Source organism: Haliea alexandrii (assembly GCF_003719295.1).
Lineage (GTDB): Bacteria > Pseudomonadota > Gammaproteobacteria > Pseudomonadales > Halieaceae > Haliea > Haliea alexandrii.
The window spans coordinates 91461-110524 of the sequence record NZ_RFLW01000006.1 but is presented as its reverse complement, the minus strand read 5'-3'; the positions used below and the strand labels follow the sequence as shown (position 1 = coordinate 110524).

Here is a 19064-nt window from a genome sequence, read left to right as displayed (position 1 = left end):
TCTCAGGTTCCCCACACGATGTTGGCGACGGCCATAATGACCATCGCAATGAATGCCGCGCGGACAACCTTGCCGGCGGCCTCCGGAGTCTTGACCCCGGGAGTCTTGAGGAGCTGGTAGGCACTGATCGCGACCCAGGCGAGCCACACCAACATCAGAACAATCAGCACCGAGACCACCAGGGTGTGCACATCCGCCGCGCTGTGACCGCTGCCATTGGCACCGTCAAAGGCGGTCTGCTGTGCGGGGCTCATCAGTGGCATGGCGTCCCTCTCTCCTACACGAACTTCTTGAACCGGCTGGCGGCGATGTAGACCATTCCGGCAGTCAGCAACATGGTCGGCGCGAGCAAGAGCGCTGGGGGCACCGACCAGGGCAGCATCAGGTACAGCGTGACCGTCAGCATCACGCTCGGCGCGATCCAGCGTTTGGCTTTATGGAACACGTAGGCGCTCTCGTGGCCGCCGGTAAACTTGCGGATATCCCGGGCCACCAGGCCCTCGAACAGGCCGGCCACGATCGCCAGGGCGTAACCCGGCAGGGCCAGCACCACGATCACCCCGCGCAGCAACAAGAGCTTCACGGTGTTGATCGCCGCCACCCCATACACGCCCGCCGACCCGGTGATGCCGACAAGGGACAAACCGCGGTCGACCTGACCCCAGGCCAGGGCGGTAAGTTGTGTGGGCCGTAGCGGTGACAGCGGGTAGTCGTCGATGGCCTCGACATAGCCGCGCTCGGTCATGAGCAGGTCGCGGCTGTGGGTACCCGACCACCAGCCCAGGGCGATCCCGGCCCATTCCAGCAGCACCGAGAGCAGCGCAGCGGTCAGTGCCGCACCGAGCAGCGCCCCCAGGATGGCCAGCGTCATGCCGATCGGCCCGCGCTGGACCGGTCGTGCCGGTGCGCCGTTTTGCGCACTGCGAGCGGCGGCATCGCGGCTCATGTCTGCCAGCCCAGGGGCGTCGGAGTCGCCCAGTCGGTGCTCGCGGTATTGCTGTGCTGGTAGTCACGGCGCATGGCCTCGACCATGGCCTGCAGGCCGCTGGGCAGTTCCGCCTCGTCGGAAAACAGCGGCAGGCGCAGCTTGTAGAGACGGCCGGCGATCAGGGCGAAGGCGTGGCCTTTCGGTAATGCGTCGAGGTCCCCTGCGTGGATCATCGGCACCCGCTGGCTGGAGATCCGCTGGCGGGTGCTCGAGGTGAAATGCACATCATTGGTGGGATCGGCACTGTCGGTACTACCTGAGTCCAGCATCAAGTGGTTGATCTCGACGTCCTTCAGACGTGTGGTCAGCAGTTCCGCAGTGGCTTTTTCCTTGACCCGCAGCATGATAATGGTGCCGAGGTTGCCCACCACTTGCCCCGCCCGCGCTGGGTTATCAAAGCGGGCGATAATGTCCGAGAGGGTCTGTGTGTAGACCGTCAACTGGAAGCCGGCGCCGCCGGCCTTGTTGGCGAGCGGAATGAACTCCCTGCCCACCAGTTCATTGAACTCATCCGCGTGGACACAGACTTTTTTCAGGGGCGCGCCGCGCTGTGCGTCCTTATAAAGACTGCCCGCCACCGAGGTGAGGTCCGCGAACATGGCGTTGCCCACCGCACTGGCGACATCCGGGTCAGAGAGCGCGTCCAAACCGACATAGACGATACCGCCGCGCTCGATCACGCGCTTCCAGGACAGCCGCTCCGTGGTGTCCTCGGGATTGCTCTCCGGGGAGAGCAGGCGCGCCACCGGACCCGAGGTGAGTTTTTCCAGCAGGGGATAGAGGCTGGCCACCAGCTTGTCGAAGTGGCTCTTGTCGTGCTCGAAGGTTTTGATCAGCGAGGTCGCCGTGGGGTCACTCAGGCCATGGCGCCGGAAAAGCTCGACACTGGCCCAGGCGGTGCGATCCCGGCCTTTATATTGCGTCGGCATTTTGGCCTCGCTCTCGACCAGCTCCGCGAGCTGTTCGGCCCATTCCTCGGCCTGTTGTTGCCGGGCCACGCAGGCGAGGTAACGCACCACCAGAGCGTCGATATCGGTACTGCACTCCAGCAGCACCTGGTAGTTGATGGGCTCGCCGAGGACATCGAGCACCTTCGCCAGCACATTGACGTAGCGCCAGGCGAACTCCCTGAAAGCTGCGGAATTACCTTCATTGGGCAGTTGCCCGGCGATGCGGCTCGCGACTTCCGTCACCCGGGAAAACGAGCCCACCGGGTTATAGGCCACCGACTGTTCGGTAAAGCCCAGGTGAAACACCTGGAACTCCCCAGCCCTGCCCGCCCGGCGGGCCTCGGTATACAGGCGCGCCAGCAGATCGCCGTCCCCTTTGGGATCAAACACGATGACCACGTCGCCACTGCGGATATCCTGACTGGCGATCACTTCCAGCAGGCGGGTTTTGCCGACCCGGGTGGTGCCGACGACAAAGGTATGGGCGACTCGTTCGGCCTGCTGCAGGGTGACGTCCTGTTCCTTTTCAAACAGTCCGACCCCGTGCAATTCCGGGCTGCCCTCCACATAGGGCCGCGGCGGGAAGGGGTTCAGCAGCCACTGACTGTTCAGCGGTGCCATCAGCGGTTTCAGGGGTGTGGTACTGACGGCGTCCACCGTCGCCCGCGCGCTTCTATAAAACAGGCCGCGGCGGTCGAAATAAGTGTGCTCGGTGCGCTGGGTATCGGCGTAGCGCTGGGTATGTCGTGCATCCCACAGAAAACCCCGGCCCAGAAACAGCTCGCCTAGCGGGGCACGGAGTTTTTTAGGGTGGATGCGGTAGCTCGGCAACACCCGCAAGCGACGCTGGTAGCGCAACAAGCGGGTCATGCGCCGTGACAGCCACAGGGCGCGCACGGAGCAGGCAGCGGCCAGACCATAACCGACGCCTCCCGGCAACAACAGCACCTGGGGCGCGCCCACGCCCAGCAGGGCCAGCGCAATGTGTGTCGCGATGGCAGACTGTTCCACCGGGGGACGCAGCAGGGCTTCGATCGGCGCGCTCATGGGCCGCCCTCCCCTGCCCTATCCAGTTCCAGGATACCCTGCGGTACCACCAGCACGGGGTAGGTCGTGATGCCGTAGGCTTCCGTCAATCCGGTGTCGGGATACAGCGCCAGTGACAGACCGGCGGCCTGCGCCTTCTTCTGCAGTAGCAGCCAATCGTCCCGGTTCGCCGCCTGCACCACCATGCCGGTCGCATTGATCGACAGTAGGGTCGGCAGTGTCCTGGCCAGCCAGTCGAGGCTGGTGCGATCCATGCCCATAATAAAGAAGGGCTGTACCGGTGCCTCGGTCCGCTGCAGCGCCGGCGATCCGGGCTGCAGCAGCCGGGGCATGAGGGGCAACCGGGTTTCAAGGGGCATCACACCCTGCTTTGGCATACTGTTCGCGCGGCTGTCGCTTTGCGGCCGTGGTTGGGCGAGCGATTGAATATAAGGTGCCGCCGTAACCGCCTGTGCTCCGCTGTAAACCACCACCGGTGCCCTGATGGGTTGGTCAGCCTGAGCCGGCGCAAACGCCAACCCGATGAGTAACGGCAGGAAGTGAAGCGGCCTAATGCGCATCGGCCACCTCCCGTGTAATGGGCTCGCTCCGCCCGGCGGACTTCTCGGCGTAGCGCGTATGCAGGGACCTCACCCGTTCGCGATAGGCCGCTGCTGTTGCCCGATCCACGACGGTGGTCTCACTGGGGCGGTGATAGTGCCCCACCGCCAACCACCAATCACCGGACCGCTCAAAGTGTTCCTTAAGGAACGCGGCGGCGAGCTTGGCATTCACCACGGGGTCAGTAATCCGCCAGGGCGAGTCAATCCGCTCGAACTGCCAGTACCAATTGAGTTGCAGCGGCCCCACATCGACACGCAACTGACCGTTTTGCAACGCCGTCATTAGGGCGGCGAACATGGCGTCGCGATCGGGGTAAAAATGGGCGTCGCCCGCGATGTTCAGGGTCCAAGGCCACGGCGCTAACAGCCCGTCCCGCTCCCGCCCGGACTCTGCCAACGCCATCGCATAGAAAATATCCCTAGGGACGCCGACGTAGTCAGCGACCACGTCATAGTGCGCGCGGTCGGCAATCGCGAACGTTGCAACGCTTCCCAGGACGGCGCCGACCAGCGCTTGCATCACTCGACGCGCGCCCATTGCCCTACCCCATCCCTGCGGTAGATGGCCGGCAGATCGACTTCCGTGCGGAATTGATCGCCGTGATTGAGTGTTGCCCTGCCCTCGGTGAGCGCCTGTTCCAGCAGTGGGACGTCCGCGGCCCAGTCACGCAGCGCGGCGTCATCGCCGCGAGCGCCGACCACGTGCACATCGAGTTGGCCCGGATGACCCTGGAGCAGTTTGATCAAACGGTTGCGGCCCGTCGTACTGCCCAGCCTGAGAATCAGCGCGGTGCGTTGAGCGAATTGGCCCCCCGTCTGCGCCTGTTGGGGTTGGTCGTTGGTCGAGAGGCGCGGCGTCTGTGGGTATAGGCGTTGCCAGGCGTCATCGACGGCGGCTTGAAAGGCGAGCTCCTTGCGAGTGCGTTCAAACTCGGCCTTGACGAACAGCTCGGCAAAACGCCGGCGTTCCGCGGCCGAATCCGTGCTCACCCCAAGCGCCGTGATGGGATCGAGACCCGGCGACCATTGCCCGCGCCGGCCCGCCATGAGGCGTTGATAGCGCCGAAATTCGGCTTCACTGAGGCCCCAAGTCTGGGCGCTTTCAGCCAAAGGAATCTCGCTGGTGATGACGACCTCGGGAGTTTCAGCGGCAACGGCCCCGGACAGCACTGCCAGACCTGCCAGCCATCGCCACCTCATTGCGCCAAGGTCCGCCCAATCGCCAGGTAGTCGACGTCGGGATCAAACCCATCGGCCTTGAGGGCGCCGCGGGTCTTCAGGTGCAGTTCATACTGACGGCCCCGCGGCACCTGCCCCTCGCGACGCCAGCGGTAAATGTTGTGCGGCGTGGTATTCAGTGCGCGAGCGGCCGCCGAGGCATTGTTCCCGAAATACCTGATCACCTCATCTACCGACATGCTCGATCCTCCGTATCCAGGACTGCGTTCACCGCACAGGCCCGATGAGACGCCATTTAGCATTGTTAGTGTTTGCGTATATATTGTTTTAGTATCGGTTTATAGATTTAACGATAAATACCAATATGTCAACAATGCCTATAGAATTAATCTTCACCTCGACGGAAAAACGGCACAGGAGTTCATGGCGACCACGTTAGTGACTCAGAGCATGCTGCTCGATCTGGAAGCGATGGCGCGCACGCACTCGGAATTTGCGGATCGCCTCAATGCGTTGCTGGATGCACTCTCGGTACCGCCCCAGGGGCAGGGACGATCGAAATGGCTGGTCAACGCCGCGGGAATTCAGCCGGTGGCCGCGGGGAAGTGGTTTACCGGCACCAAGCCCAGACGCAGCAACCTGACGACACTCACCGCCTACATCACCAGCCACTACCCGGTGAATGCGACGCAGGACGAGCTGCTGGATTATCTGACGGGCAAGTACGTCGCACTGGATGTGAATGCCGAACTGGCGAGGAGCGGGTTGTCCCCGCCACAGCAAGGGTTTGTACAAACCGTGGTGACGAAGGCGATGCGGCAGAGAGATCTGGATCCACTCGACCCGGATCACCTGACGCTCTGGACGAAGGTCGTTGTGAGGGTAGCCCGCTACTACGCCATCAAGGTTGGCAAGGGACCCTCCCCGGACGAAGACACCGTGCTGGCGACCGCGACAGCGTTTCTAGAACTCGCCATCCTGGATGCCATCTAGCATGCCGCCCACCACACACTATCGCCGTCTGCTACGCCGGTTATTCGGGCTGTCGATCACACTGCCGATCGTATTCGTTGTCGGCGTGAATCTGTACATTCAGCTACCGGGACGCCCCCCGGCCCCGGACCCGGCGGCAACCGTTGGTTATTTCGCCTACGGCTCCAACATGAACGACCGCTATTTTACCCGGGTGAGAGGCATTCATCGGGCTGCCAGCCAGATGGCGGCGCTGCCAGACTACACCGTCACCTTTAACCTGGAGGGAATGTCAGCGCTGGAGCCTGCCTTCGCCAATCTACAGGCCAAATCCGGCGCAACAGCCTATGGGGTGTATCACCGTCTCAGTAGCGCTGAGCTATCCCGCATCATCGGCAGCGAAGGGGACTCTTACGACGTGCGCGAAGTTACCGTGACCTTCCGTGACGGTACCACTGCGCTGGCAAAGACCCTGATCTCTCCACCCAGCTTGGAGACACCCGCACTGCCTTCCCGGCGCTATCTCGCCTATATGCACGAAGCGGCCCTGCACTACGACCTGCCCCCCGACGTCGTTGCGCAATACGATCCCGCGCAAGGTGCCTATATCCCGATCCTTTCCGAGTGCTTCGGGGCCGTTATCCAAACCGCCGTATGGCTGTTCGCACGCACCTGAACTGCGCTGTCGAGACCGCGGGACTTTCGGGCCCTGAGGCTCTCCCCGTGGGCGACGCCATCGTCAAACAAGGGACCGGAAAAGCTAACCTTGACGCCATGACATTCATTGAACCACGCCGAACTGCCGCGCTAGCGGCTGCGCTTATTGTCGCCATGTCCAGAGCTGCCGCGGCGGAGACGGAGCCACTCGTCCCCGAGCCGTATGCGGCAACCGATGTCAGCGCGGAAAACCGCCCTACGTTCATCACACCGGCCCGAATGGCTTCCTCCTTCATCGATTCCCCCAACGCAGTAACCTCCCTGGAGGTCTCTACCCTGCGCAAGCTGGGCATTACCGACATGGTCGACGCACTGCGGCTCGTCCCGGGAGTGATGGTCAGTGAAACCCATGGCTCCGATGTCTCCGTCGGCTATCACGGCGCCAACGTCAACGTACCCCGACGCAGCGAGGTGCTGTACAACTCCAACCGCCTGCAACGGCCTGGCTACGCCGGCGCCCACTGGTACCGGCTACCCCTGGATCTACAGGACCTGAACTACATTGAGGTCGTGCGTGGACCCAGTCCGGAATACGGTACCAACGCCATGACCTCCACGGTCAACCTGATTCAGGACACCATCGCCACTCGGGGCCTTTACGGCTCCACCCGACTCGGCGAAGGTCAAACCCGAGACCTGTTTTTGAACGGCGGCTGGCAAATCGGCGATACCCAGTGGGGACTGCGGTATTTCCATCGGGAGAACGACGGTTTCGATGGCGCTGTCGATTTCGTCGGGGACTATGACAATGAAGTTGCCACCGACTCGGTGATGCTGAACCTGGAGCACCGGCTGGGCGGGCACTGGTTGCTTGATATTGCTGCTGCCTACGCGGACTCCAGCTACCAGGTCCCTGGCTTCGACCACCTCACCTCGGATGACCCCTTTGTGGCGGTGGCCCTAAGTCATTTCAGGGTCGCACCGCAGGCCGATGAAACCAGTGGTTTTCTTTCCAGCGAGCTGCACGGCGTGATCGATACCGGTGAGATCGCCCACGACGTGGTTTTTGGGCTGAATGCCAGCACCTATACCCGAGATCAGGTAATCAGCCTCTGCGGGAACAATTTCGCCTTTGATCCCCGGGTGGCAGAGGTGGACGCCTTGCCCTCCGTGCATTTTGATTTGCGGGATCAGCTTGCCGTGGTGGGCGCCATGCTGACGGGCAATCTGACGCTGAATCACTCTTTGGTCCAAACACCGACACCCGAAGAACAAGCCACAATCGATGCCCTTGGGCCCTACTTGCAAGCACAGGGCCTGCAGTTGCTGGATGAGCGCTGTGGCATCACCGATCAGGACCTGGATGAGGACCGTTTTGAGCTCAACGCGCATGTCGTGTCACACCTCACTGGCACGCTGCAAAACGCCTTCGGTGTGGCATACACCCGCAACGATGTGACCGCCCAGACGTATCTGGGCGGATCGGTGGATCAGGACACGGTTCATCTGTACAACACCTTGCGTTATGCACCGAACGCTCGCTGGGTCTTGAATGGCACCCTTTCCTGGGAGACCACCAGCACTGTGGAAAGTGACGACGCGTTCTCCTACCGCCTTGCCGCCAACTACCTGCTTCGTGAGCACCTGGTGCTGCGCGCCATGCACGCCCGGTCAGCCCGGCTCCCGGATGTTTATGAGACCGAGCGCAACTGGACCTACACCGTGGACTTCGATGGCGGCGAAGTGGATCACCTGGGCAGAAGTCAGGGCAACCTGATCCGCACCGCCCTTTCTCCCGAAGGTCTTGAGCCCGAAGTGTTGGAGCATTCTGAAATCGGCCTGTCCTACAGTCGCTTTCACAGCCTCCAGGCGGATGTCACTTTGTTCTATGAAGATTACCGGAACCTGATCTCCGAGCCCTTCAATTACGTGGATTTCAGGCTGACCAATGACGGCGAGCTGCGAACACAGGGCGTCGAATTCGGACTCCATCACACCCTGGCCAATGGGTTTGAATGGGGCGCTTCCTATGTCTACCTCGATACGGACACCGAAACCCCCTTCGAAGCAACGCTTCGGCCGCAGCAGGCCGGCAGTTTGTGGGGTATTGTGCCGCTCGGTGCTCATAGCGCCCTATCGGGTGTTTATTACGGGGCGGACCAGGTCGCAGATGCCTCCTACGACCGACTGGATCTGACGCTGAGCCACCGGATTCCTCTTCCCAAAGGTCACATCGATTTACAGCTGAACTACCGTCATTACCCCGACGGTATCAACGCCTATACCGAAATTTCGTCCCTGACACCCAACGTTGCGCTCATTGACGGGCAGGATCGCGTATTTATCAGTGCGGCTTTTACCTTCTTCTGAGCATCTTTTTGCGAGGAGTCCTCACCAGGTAGTCCTGCCTGCCGGTATGACCCATTGACACCTGACAAAGGCATCCCGTGCCGTTCCGCCGCCTACTCCTCCGCGAGGAGCTCTCCCTCCTCGTTTAATACGTAGGTTGTCCTGCGGAAGTGGAAGCGCGGTCCTGAATGGTCGTGGATTATCCGCAAGTGTCCGCCACAACCATGCACAAAGTCCTGAGCAGTGCCGCTTTCGGCGTCGAAAGTGACCGGTGCTGTATTGTCCGACCAGCACTTGAGGCATCTCGCCTTCGAAGAGCGACGATTCACCAACTTGATCAACTCGCCCAACTCGGCTATCTCATTGTCCAGTTGGCCGAGCTGGTACCGTAACCACCCCTTCTGCGCCCGTTTCTCGCGCAGCGCATCCGGATGTATCCGTTCAATACTGGAGTAGTCTGTACAGTCGTAGCACCATCCATTTGGTCCGCCCTGTCTCAATGAACTGCCCATTCCCAGTTTGATACCGGATCAAAATGGGGCGGAATACTTCCCGCGTTTCGTAGTCACAACCCGTACAGACGACGCGTGCTGAATCAATGGACATGGCGGCGGAGCTCAGAAGGTAAAGTTCTACTCATTGTCTGGTTTTTGTACCGTTTTGAGACGTTCTACCAGTCGATAATCGACCCGATCATCCGCTGTTTCGATGAGCTGACGCAACAGCGCATTAATCTCGGGCTTCTCAACGGGTTTTCGCACCTGAAGCACGCCGTCCTGCGACTCGGCGGCATCCAGCGCCAATACCACCACCTTAGCCCCTTCCTGGCGCTTTCTTGCTTCCGCCAAAAAGCTGTCCAGATCGATGTCCTCTATCCCCTCTTCTACCCACAGGAGGCGGACTGGATGCTTGGCGAGCAGGGCCAGCGCTTCGATTGCGGTATCCGCCTGCAAGACCTCCATACCCCATACTGACAAGCTGGATTCAATCAGGCGGTGCTGTGACGCATCCACGCCCACCGTCAGCGACGTTTGCCCCTGAAGGCCAGGTCGCGCGGTTTCAGGGCGCGTCAGCGGGACGACTGGCAGTCGGACCGTGAACTCACTACCGACCCCGCGCTGGCTCACCAGCCCCAGACTACCTCCCCTGCGAGCCAACAACTCCCGCGCGATGTACAGGCCGAGCCCACTGCCAGACGCCCCGTCATTGTCCGGAGAAAACTGCGTATACCGGTCAAAAACCTTCTCCAGGTGCTGCGCAGCGATCCCTTGGCCATTGTCCTTGACCGAAATGACCAGTTCCGGGCCCAACGTCGCCTCATTCACGACTTGCCAATGAATCCGCACCTCGCCTTGCGGTGTAAAGGCAAGCGCGTTCTCCAGCAGCTTTTCCAGGACGATATCCAGCGTCCCTGAATCGATCTGGACGTTTTCGAGGACGGTCGGCGCACTGCCACTCACATGAAAGGCCAGCCCCTTGCGGGCGAACCGGGGCCGATATCGAGTGGCCAGGTCACTAAAGTAGTCGGTGAGATCCACATCCGTCGTCACCCTGCCCTCCTGTGCCTCCTCGAGTTTTCCCAGCATCGCGAGGACGGACAGTTTGACGCGCTCGGCATTGTGCAGAATCACCGCCGGGTCCACCGGCGAGCTGACGCCCTGCTGGTTCAATTTCAGCAGTTCTACCACCTGCATTACCGGATCGGCGATCTCCCGTGTTGCGGTTTCGTAGAAGGCGCGTGTTTCCCTGTCCGATTGCTGGGCACTGTTCACCGCCACTTCAAGCTGTTGTAGCGAGGCTTCCTGCCGCGCCCGGGCTTCATCCACATTCTCCGACAATCGATTCACGCCACGCGCGATCACGTCAAACTCCGACACCAGCGGCTCGTCGTCGATGAGGATACCCCGCTCGCCTGCAGCAATTCGCCGCAAGGCGCCCGTTATCGTTCTCGCCGATCGCCACAGAATCCGGGCTGCGAGCAGAACCAGCAGTGAACCCAGCAATAACACCACCCCGATCAATCGCTGGTAGTCTTTAACCAATCGGCTTTTTTGCTCTGCCAGCACGTGTGGCGTCAACTGGAACAGCACCTCGCCCACGTACACTTCACCATCGCCTGCCCCAACTGACACCGGCTCATCCGCCAGAGCTTGAATTGTAAGCGGCTGGCGATACTCGATCAGCTGAATTCCCTGTGCGATCGGCAACTGCTGATTTTGGGCCCGGGCCACCAGACGACCTTCGGCATCCGCCACCTGCACCGCGAATACCAGGTCGTTGCGTGCCATTGCCCCGACCAGTCTTTCGACTGCCTCCTCGTCACCCACCGCCAGAGGGTAGCGCAAAGACTCACTGCCGGTGGTGCGAATCATATCTTCCAATACCTCCAACGCCACCTCAGAGGATTGAGTCACAGCGGGATCGAACAGGCGCCAGGATATCCCGCTGATCAGCAGCACACCCAACAGCGGGGGAAGCGTGAGCAAAGCCAGTAACGGCATGCGCCATCGTCTAGTCGCCACCGTTTACCTCCACTTCCAATGCGAGCACGTCCCGCTCTGCAATTACTCTGCCGTAGCCGTTGCGAAGCACGGAATGGTTCACTTTTACCTGTATACGCTCAGGTGGTCCCGCCAGCAGCTCGCCGGATTTCGCCCAGTGGCGCAGCGTACGTTGCAAGGCCGCTTCCAGCTGCTCCGGGGCGTAATAGGCCGCCGCCGCCGCGCCCTGGGGCAATAGCGACGGGATGGAGACGACTACGGGCTTGCGATGCCGAAACAGGGTTTCCAGCGCCAGGCGGTAATCGGCACCACCAAAGACCTCAGGATCAACGGGCATCAGGAATACATCCCATCGTCCCTCCTGGATGAGACGGCCCAAGCCCCTCGCGACGCCCTCCGGAGGTAGGGTTAGTTGCAGGTATGGCCCGGCAGTCCCCTCTGCGCCCGCGGCGCTGATCAGGGTGGCGGACTTACTGCCCGGAAACAGCGCCCGGGCCAAGCGGTACAGCGCCGTCAGCGGCGGATCCACGGGGATCGCCGCAACCTGCTGCTGGCACGAAGCGGCGGCCGCGGGTATGCGGCTGGTGTAGAGATAGGTGGCGAGGACGGGTCGTCCTGAGTCACTTTCGCAGAATTCGTTCAGTGCTTCGGCGCCCACGGTGATTGCGAGGTTCACACCGCTCATCTGATCTGCCGGCACTTCGGCTGTGATCAGCGACTGGATGCGCGCGCGGATCCGATCATCGCCACCATAGATCGTGACGTCGGCCCGAACGGGCGTAACTGCGATCGCCAGCCAGCACAGGGCAAGAACCGCTAGGGGACTGCGGCGGCGCAACCTTGTTGACCTGGATGCTGGCACTGAATGGTGTTCTCTCGTGGGCGCTGTGATAACCGCATCAGGCCATTCTGCCTTAAATTTGCGTCACTGTTCAGGCAGCCCGGACGTGTCCGGTGGTGCCCGCGGACACTACCGCGTCGTTCACCAGCTGAACCGTGCTGTGTAAGATTGCGGTAGCATCGAGCGCGACAATTTCACATACTCAGGTAGTCCCTGGCGGGATAATGCGCAATAACAACCACGATCCAAGGAGTGATGGCAATGGCGGGCACCTACGACCTGAAGAAAAGCCCTAGCGGTAAATTCATGTTCAACCTGAAGGCCGGTAACGGCCAGATCATCCTGACCAGCGAGCTGTATGAAAGTAAAGCCGCCGCGGAGAACGGTATCGAATCCGTGCGCAAGAATTCTCCCGACGATGGCCGTTACGAACGCAAACGCTCCAAGAAGAACGAGCCCTATTTCAACCTGAAAGCCGGGAACGGCCAGGTCATTGGCAGTAGCGAAATGTATTCCGGAGCAGCGGCGATGGAAAACGGCATCGCCTCAGTGAAGACCAATGGCCCTACTGCCAAGGTTGTGGATAACACCTGAGGCTCGGCCGATGAGCTCGGGTAGGCGCTGCAGGTCGGACTGTCCAGTCTGAGCCCATTCTACCCACAATAAACTGCGACCACGGCGAGTCTGTCGTGACCGAGCTCGCGGGATACCTGCTGCCGGGCTTCGCGGTCACGCTCGCGCTGCTCTGGCGCCAACGATTGCCGCGATGGGCCTCCCGCAGCAGGACAGGGCCAGCCTGCGATCTGCTCGTAGCGCGCCTGGGCATAGTGGTGGCGCAGGCCGTGGTTCTTGTCGAGGCCGGCCCGCACCGTGGATCGTTCGTAGGTGCGCAGGTGCTGCACATAGGTTTTGTTAGCCGGGATCAAGGAGCCGCGACCGGCCAGGCGCCGGGCCTCATCCAGCAATGCACGTTGCTCTGGGGTTCTGATCGCAATTTCGCGTGCCCTGCCCCCCTTGCACCAGGAATCCTTGAGCTGGATACGATCCCCCCGGTCAGCGTAGGCGGGACTGAATTTCAGGGACTCCTCCCGGCGCAGGCCAAAGGCCGCCTGCAAGCGCAAGGACATGCGGATGTGTTGATCGCGGACTTGAGCGAGCTTTTCCGCCTCGAGTTGACGGCTTTTGTCCTCACCGGTAACGAATCGGCGATTGTCGATACCGTAGTGGGCGTTTTCTCGAGCCACCACTGGGGCCTTGTTGATGGCACCGGCCCACCAGCGCAGGTGGGACATGCGGTTTTTCATGGTTCCGGCCGAGAGCCCCTGCTGCTTCCAGCGCTCAACCAGGGCCTCGACGTGTTTCGGCTTCAGGCTCTCCGGTTTCATTTTCCGGAAGCCCATTTCATGCAATGCCCTCGCGGCCTGCATGAGGACATCCTCCCGGGCGGCCCGGGTGCCGTAGGCGGTACGCGACGCCCGCCGCACCATCCCGCGCAATTCGTATTCCAGATCCTGCATGCCCTGCTTACCCTCCTGCCACTGATCCATCCAACGCCGTGCGCCTTGTTCCGGGCACGTCACCCGGCACTTGTCTTGCCCGCACTGTCGACCGGTTTTTTATTGGTACCGACACCGATGCTTAGTGTTTATGTCCAGCACCTTCGCCGTAGCGATGAGTGATCCCGCGCAGCGGGAAACGGACATAAGCGTTTTATGGTTGCCTGACTTTGCAGACAAACGGCGGGTTGCCCTGTGGGGAATCCCTGCCGTTCAGCGGTCGAGGGCAACGCCCTTAACTGCGGTTTGATGCTGACTTGCGGCGCAGCACACCGTGTTGCCGTTAACGACGGCCTGGCCTCCTTCACCATTTCCTGTTGCCAAAAAATGTTGAAGCGCGCCCCCGAAGGGGTGCGCTTCAACCCCTCGGGTTTGCGTCGGTTTCCCTGAAGACCAGGCCGACGTGGAACGTGCCATACAGGCTGTTCCAGTGCTGGTTTTCCAGCAGATGCGGGCGTGGCCCGCGCGCTTACATGCAGCCGAAGGCTGCGCTAAAGCCCGGTTATTTAGCCGTGGGATGGCCGGGTCTCGCAATAGTCAATTTCCTTACAATAATTGTCGTGTCACTACGGATGCGGCCGTGTGGCGGCCGCGCGAGCCCAGGGTTCACCGGGCTTGCCAACGCCAGCAGGCTGGCGTCACTACACCACTTACGGCTGCGCCGCGTTCGGTAGTGACGCCAGCGGCCTCGGCAAACCCTCATGGTTTTCAGGCATTAAGCCATGGTTAACTTGAGGGTGTTTCAGGGAGTGCCGGGGGGGTTGTCCGGCCCTTAGACGACCTCGTAGCCGATCACCCGACCGGTCTCGGTGAGGATGTTCGCCATGACCGCATCGCGCAGCTCCCGGTGGAAAACGGGACGCTTCGGGATGGCCCGGGCCCCGCGCTCGAACAGGGCGACGGCGGGTGCGTTGCCGTACATTGAGGCGCAGTAAAGCAGGCCATCGATGTCAGGGTAGGCCTCATAGAGCTGCTGCGCCCAGCGCCGGGCCCGCGGTCTGGGTCCTGAGTGGATGGCCATGGAGGCGCCGATCGCAGTGGCAAAGGGGCCTGTCAGGTCGAGCAGGGTAAGGTCGGCGGCGAGGTTGAACCCGCTGAGCACCGGGTCACGGGCATGGCGGTCGATCAGGCGCGTGGCCTGGAAGACTTCGGCCAAGCAGGTGGGGATGGCTTCCGGGCCGGTGGCCAGGTACATGATGCCCCGGTCCTGGACCTGCGCCCTCCCCTGCCCGTCCGGCAACTGGTGATCAAAGCGGCTGGTGGTCGGGCCGTAGAAGCGAAAGGTGTCCCAGGATGTCGAAAACTCACCGCCCACAAAGCACAGCCGGGCCATGGTGGTACCTTCCGGCAAGTGATGCAGCACAGGCGGGATGGCCCGCAGGGCTTCCACACCCGGCGGTTCGGGGAACTTGGCCATCAGACCTCGCGGGCCAGGACGATGACAACCTCCGGCGGATGGCCGGTCAGGAGCCACTCGTGGGGGCTCAGGGCGCGATTTAAGGTCTCGGACTCAAGATCGGGGTGCACATCCATGAAAAAGCGCTGTACGGCCACTGGGTGGGCCTCAGGACGCATGGCCCGCAGGACGGCCTCCAGTCCCGGTAGCGTCCCGCTGGGACCGAACTGGAAGCGCGGGCACACCCTCCCGCCAGTCGTGCGTACCGCGTACAGCTCGCTCGCCTCGAGCTTCTGGCGGATTCGGCTGGCGCTGACACCCAGCAAATCAGCGACTTCCTTCTGGCTGAAGGCCGTCGTCACCATCTGGGCGAACTCACCGGCGATGACCGCCACGTTGTCGGCGGCGCTGTCGTCGGACCAGGAGCCGACGCCGCGGGCACCGGAGTCGCGCAGGAAGGTCTCCTCGGCCTCGGACAGGGCATTGGTCACCGGCGGCGCCTCGTAGATCGGGTGCGCGCGCAGGAACGCCGCGGCGGCGGATGCCAGGCGGTCGATATTGGTGATACCGGCCTTGGCCAGTGTGGTGCGATCGGCTTCGGTCAACATGACTTTCTACCTCTAACAGAGATAACAATAGTTAATTATAGGCCAGCCTATGACCGCTGTCACGCCGCGGAATCAGGTGGGGATTGTAGTGATTGACCGAAGCCATGCCGGGTCAGGTGACGGATATAAAACTGGTCTGCCGGGGGCTCGCCGTCCCAGAACAGGCTCGGGTCTTCGACCACGAAGCCCTGTTGGTAGGCTTTCTGATTCCGGCGACCACCGCGCAAGAGATTCTGGCCTTTGCGGGTTCGGGTGCAGATGTTAAGGCGGCCAAACTGGTTGACCAGGGTCTTCGGGGGAACGTCCGGGTCGAGGCGCTCGTAACACCACTCGAAGACTTCGGGTACCTGCAGGAAAGTTCGCCCTTCCCTGTCGACCTGCACCCAGGATTGTTTGCGGTTGTAGGGAAGCGAGCCATCGCGCAGTCCTTCACGGATAGTCTCCACCAGCACCCAGCCTTTGGTTAAGGGATTCGCCCATTGACTACGGTGGGGCGTAAGGAAGCGCTCACACCTTTTGTTGGTGCTGGGCTGGGGTGCGGAGACGCTTGGGGGTATTGGCGGTGTGCCTGACGGGGCTGGCGCTGCCGGCTGCCAGTGGATGCCCGCGACCTGGCGTAGCCCACCATCCGCCGCCTCACCGGTGATGCAGGCCCGGATGTCCTGCCACACCGCAGGCTCGCGTTTGAGCCTGGCTAGACCTTCTGCAGGTATGGCGGTGGTGAGGGTGTCCTCCAGCGCCTCCAGCCCCCGTTTATGGTGGTGCAGCCACCACTGGGTGGTGATCACCACGATCACTGCGTAGTTGTAGATGGTTTCGAATCGCCGGTAATCGGCGCCGGGGCGATCGAGGGGAAAGCGGGTATTGGCTGCGCGGCCCAGGGCCGCCGTGATCGTAGCCAGTAGCGCCTGAAAGTCCGCGTCAGAGGCGACCTTGCGAACCTGCTCAAGTATCGGCACCACCTGGCGTTCAAATTGGTCCGCGCGCAAGGTCCCGTCGGCCCTGAACAGCGGTGCGTAGATGGGCGGGATTGCGGTAGCCGGTGTGGGGGTTGGCGCGGCCTTGTTGGGTCGACTGAACCAGCTTTTCAGCATGATTGTGCTCCCGGTGCCCTCCCCTTTGCTATCCAGTCGGCAAAGGTATTGTCCCAGTCAGCGGACACCTTGCCCTGATGGGTGCGGGTGAAGTGCTCGATGACCTCGGGAATGCGAGCGGGGCTCAGGCCCTGCTCCGAAACCAGTTGCTGCAGGGTTTTCGTGGCAGGTAGCCATTCGCCGGGCAGTAGGGACGGCAGGCGCGTACTGCGGTGACAGCAGAAGGCAAAGAAGGCCTTGCCGGGGTCGCGCAGCGCCCTGCCCTGCTCCCTGGCCGTGAGCACGAAGAGTCCGCGATAGTGGGCAATCGCGTCGGGCTGATAGCCCGCCGCCAAAAGCGCGCTGGTGATGTTGTCCGGCGGTTGCCAATGCAGGGGTAGCTCGAGGAGGTCGGCTGCCCGCTGGGCCACTACCTCATTGCCGGCAGCGTCGCGCGCGAAGCGCATGAAGGCCAGATCGGTCTGCTCCGCCGCGTCGTCCCGGAAGGCCTCGACCGAAGCCTGTATCTGGGCCGCTGACAGTCCCAGTTGCTTGAGCGTCAGGAGCGCATTACGCGACGGCTGCCAGGCGCGCTCCATGGGATCAGGCGCTCAAGGCCGCGGCCTGGCGTCGCAGCGCCTTGTTGTGATCGCTGTTGTCACCAACAAAATGGTCCCGGGTATCTCGCCAAATGGTGATCAGCGGGTAGAGCTTGGTGGTTCGGGCGCGTCGGCGTCGCATCCGCCGGTGCTCCTGGATCTTGGCTTCATCCCATTCGACCTTGTAGTAGTAACCGTACAACCAGCCGACATTGGTCCCCTCCTCCTGCCAGCCTGGTGTGGACTCTTCGTGATGGGGCTGTCCCTGCTCGTCCACGTCGTTGCACTGGCGTCGGATGAGGTTCAGGAAGTCCCGCTCAAAATTATCCAGCCGAGCGGAGGGAATCACCCGTTCACCAAACTCATCGAGGGTATAGGTAAAGGGCCGGTTGGCCGGCTTGGGCCGGACACCGATCACTGCCTTGGCCCAGTTATTGAGGCGGTGGGCCAGGCCAGAGCGCTCAGTCATCAGGCCGTCGTGGGAGATGAACGAACGGCCCCCAGAGACGAGGTTGGCAAGGATGGCGGTGTGGAATTTGACCATGTAGTAACGATCCGACTTCACCCGGCGTCGGCCCTGCTCGTCGTGCTGGTAATCCTTTTTGGCGTAAAACTCGGTAATGTAACGGTAGTGCGCCGTCTCGGCGCCGAAGGTGAAGGCCTCCCGAAAATACAGTGATTGGCTGGCGTCCACCTTGAACTCGGTGTCACGTAACCGGGCCAGCATATCGCGGACGATACGGCGGTTCTGGTCGTTGGGTCGCAGGCCCATACGCCGGCAGAGCTCGTAGAGATCAAAGAAAAAGTACTCGTCCTTGATCCCGAGGTCAGTGACAGAGAGTTGGTCGAGGGAGCCAAAGCGCGATTCCAGCTGGTCCAGGAGGATGCCATTCAGGGCGCGCATGGCGCGCTCGTCCGAGAGGTAGGCGACGTCACTGCCCTCGCGGGTCTGGGTCGAAGTCCGGATTTCGATCCAGTCGTCCTCATAGAACTGGTACTTGCACTGGATATCTTTACGCTTGTCCCGCCCCGAGAGTTTCATCCCGGCGTCAAGGATGCAGAACAGACTTTCGATGCGGGGGGGGACTTCCTCTGACAGAGACAGAAAACTGCCCTCCATTTCCAGCTGCCCTATTTCCAGGGTCAGTTGTTCCCGAGAGGGTCGGTGTGAGGGGATCAGGGTCTGGCGGTTGGCGTTACCGAAGTGCGCCAACACTGGTTGTAGGCTGGTCAATTCCACAATGCGGCAGGCCTTGCCGGCCAGATAGCAGTCCGTCTCTTTGAGGACACCGATTTCTGCCAGCTCTTTGAACCGTTTGCCAATAAGCCCGGCACTTGCGGCATGGTTTGCGTTGTTTAATCGCTGTACAAAGTCCTGTCGACTGATGCGTAGCTGATCCGCGTCCTGGCAGGCATCAACGAGAACAATTAAAAAATCCCGCAGTTTGGCGGTGAAGCTGGTGTCTTTGATCAGCAGAGGGAGTTGTGCTGATGCTTCCGGGGAAATACTGTAATAAAGGGGTTTTGCAGCCATATCTGAATTCTTTTGAGGAAGAAAACCATCCTGTTAAGCTAATCCTATTGATATGGCTGAGGGCTGTCAATGGTCAGTTTACTTACAACCCCTTTCTGCGACCTGTTTTGACATTTTTCTGCTCTCGAGTCGTCAAAAATATCAATGTGAATAGAACTGAATAAAATTGAATAGGGGTGAATCTCAGGAATAGAACAGAATATAGGGGGGAA

General features: G+C 61.3%; 19 protein-coding genes. 4 read left to right on the top strand and 15 right to left on the bottom strand.

What is annotated here, in order from left to right; genetic code table 11:
• Positions 1-2: 2 nt before the first annotated feature.
• From EGJ68_RS17735 to EGJ68_RS17705, 7 genes are read right to left on the bottom strand one after another with little or no spacing between them, the layout of a single operon-like run.
• Positions 3-263 carry a TIGR03758 family integrating conjugative element protein gene (locus tag EGJ68_RS17735; RefSeq protein ID WP_116369062.1) on the bottom strand — a complete coding sequence of 87 codons (261 nt, stop codon included), beginning with the start codon at positions 261-263 and terminating at the stop codon, positions 3-5.
• Positions 264-277: 14 nt separating this feature from the next.
• The gene (locus EGJ68_RS17730) at positions 278-946 is read right to left on the bottom strand and encodes a DUF4400 domain-containing protein (RefSeq protein WP_116369061.1); all 669 of its coding nucleotides are present in this window, start codon (positions 944-946) and stop codon (positions 278-280) included.
• Positions 943-2985 (bottom strand): type IV conjugative transfer system coupling protein TraD, encoded by a 2043-nt coding sequence (gene traD / locus EGJ68_RS17725; RefSeq protein WP_116369060.1) that lies wholly within the window; start codon positions 2983-2985, stop codon positions 943-945. The genes EGJ68_RS17730 and traD overlap by 4 nt, the downstream gene beginning before the upstream one ends.
• On the bottom strand, positions 2982-3545 hold the full coding sequence (locus tag EGJ68_RS17720; RefSeq protein ID WP_123035808.1) for a PFL_4695 family integrating conjugative element protein: 564 nt from the start codon (positions 3543-3545) through the stop codon (positions 2982-2984). The genes traD and EGJ68_RS17720 overlap by 4 nt, the downstream gene beginning before the upstream one ends.
• Positions 3535-4125 (bottom strand): lysozyme family protein, encoded by a 591-nt coding sequence (locus tag EGJ68_RS17715; RefSeq protein WP_116369058.1) that lies wholly within the window; start codon positions 4123-4125, stop codon positions 3535-3537. The genes EGJ68_RS17720 and EGJ68_RS17715 overlap by 11 nt, the downstream gene beginning before the upstream one ends.
• The gene (locus tag EGJ68_RS17710; protein ID WP_116369057.1) at positions 4107-4787 is read right to left on the bottom strand and encodes a TIGR03759 family integrating conjugative element protein; all 681 of its coding nucleotides are present in this window, start codon (positions 4785-4787) and stop codon (positions 4107-4109) included. Before EGJ68_RS17710 ends, EGJ68_RS17715 begins: the two co-directional genes overlap by 19 nt.
• Positions 4784-5005 carry a Cro/CI family transcriptional regulator gene (locus EGJ68_RS17705; RefSeq protein WP_116369056.1) on the bottom strand — a complete coding sequence of 74 codons (222 nt, stop codon included), beginning with the start codon at positions 5003-5005 and terminating at the stop codon, positions 4784-4786. Before EGJ68_RS17705 ends, EGJ68_RS17710 begins: the two co-directional genes overlap by 4 nt.
• Positions 5006-5189: 184 nt before the next feature.
• Between EGJ68_RS17705 and EGJ68_RS17700 the strand changes: the two genes are divergently transcribed.
• The 3 genes from EGJ68_RS17700 to EGJ68_RS17690 all read left to right on the top strand — a co-directional run bounded on the left by EGJ68_RS17700 (position 5190) and on the right by EGJ68_RS17690 (position 8765).
• Positions 5190-5759: a hypothetical protein gene (locus EGJ68_RS17700; protein ID WP_116369055.1), complete on the top strand. Its 570-nt coding sequence runs from the start codon at positions 5190-5192 to the stop codon at positions 5757-5759.
• 1 nt (position 5760) lies between these two features.
• Entirely contained in the window at positions 5761-6414 is a 654-nt protein-coding gene (locus EGJ68_RS17695) for a gamma-glutamylcyclotransferase family protein (RefSeq protein ID WP_157976782.1), read from the top strand.
• Positions 6415-6512: 98 nt separating this feature from the next.
• On the top strand, positions 6513-8765 hold the full coding sequence (locus EGJ68_RS17690) for a TonB-dependent receptor plug domain-containing protein (RefSeq protein WP_158283734.1): 2253 nt from the start codon (positions 6513-6515) through the stop codon (positions 8763-8765).
• 611 nt (positions 8766-9376) lie between these two features.
• On the opposite strand, the gene EGJ68_RS17680 is transcribed toward EGJ68_RS17690, so the two are convergent.
• On the bottom strand, positions 9377-11203 hold the full coding sequence (locus EGJ68_RS17680; RefSeq protein WP_158283733.1) for a hybrid sensor histidine kinase/response regulator: 1827 nt from the start codon (positions 11201-11203) through the stop codon (positions 9377-9379).
• Between the two features lie 52 nt (positions 11204-11255).
• Positions 11256-11930: a hypothetical protein gene (locus EGJ68_RS17675; protein WP_158283732.1), complete on the bottom strand. Its 675-nt coding sequence runs from the start codon at positions 11928-11930 to the stop codon at positions 11256-11258.
• 417 nt (positions 11931-12347) lie between these two features.
• On the opposite strand from EGJ68_RS17675, the gene EGJ68_RS17670 reads away from it, so the two are divergent.
• A complete protein-coding gene (locus EGJ68_RS17670) occupies positions 12348-12680 on the top strand; it encodes a YegP family protein (RefSeq protein WP_116369049.1) in 333 nt (110 codons plus the stop codon).
• Positions 12681-12739: 59 nt separating this feature from the next.
• Here the strand turns inward: EGJ68_RS17670 and EGJ68_RS17665 are convergent, their stop codons facing one another.
• From EGJ68_RS17665 to EGJ68_RS17640, 6 genes are all read right to left on the bottom strand, one after another.
• Entirely contained in the window at positions 12740-13633 is an 894-nt protein-coding gene (locus tag EGJ68_RS17665; RefSeq protein ID WP_233248878.1) for a phage integrase N-terminal domain-containing protein, read from the bottom strand.
• 781 nt (positions 13634-14414) lie between these two features.
• Entirely contained in the window at positions 14415-15059 is a 645-nt protein-coding gene (locus EGJ68_RS17660) for an RES domain-containing protein (protein WP_116369048.1), read from the bottom strand.
• Complete coding sequence (locus EGJ68_RS17655) at positions 15059-15646, bottom strand: MerR family transcriptional regulator (protein WP_116369047.1); 588 nt, start codon at positions 15644-15646, stop codon at positions 15059-15061. The genes EGJ68_RS17660 and EGJ68_RS17655 overlap by 1 nt, the downstream gene beginning before the upstream one ends.
• A gap of 59 nt (positions 15647-15705) precedes the next feature.
• Positions 15706-16740, bottom strand: coding sequence for a hypothetical protein (locus EGJ68_RS17650; protein WP_116369046.1), 1035 nt, complete (start codon positions 16738-16740; stop codon positions 15706-15708).
• Complete coding sequence (locus tag EGJ68_RS17645; protein ID WP_116369045.1) at positions 16734-17318, bottom strand: hypothetical protein; 585 nt, start codon at positions 17316-17318, stop codon at positions 16734-16736. The genes EGJ68_RS17650 and EGJ68_RS17645 overlap by 7 nt, the downstream gene beginning before the upstream one ends.
• A gap of 4 nt (positions 17319-17322) precedes the next feature.
• Complete coding sequence (locus tag EGJ68_RS17640; protein ID WP_116369044.1) at positions 17323-18852, bottom strand: hypothetical protein; 1530 nt, start codon at positions 18850-18852, stop codon at positions 17323-17325.
• Positions 18853-19064: the final 212 nt, after the last annotated feature.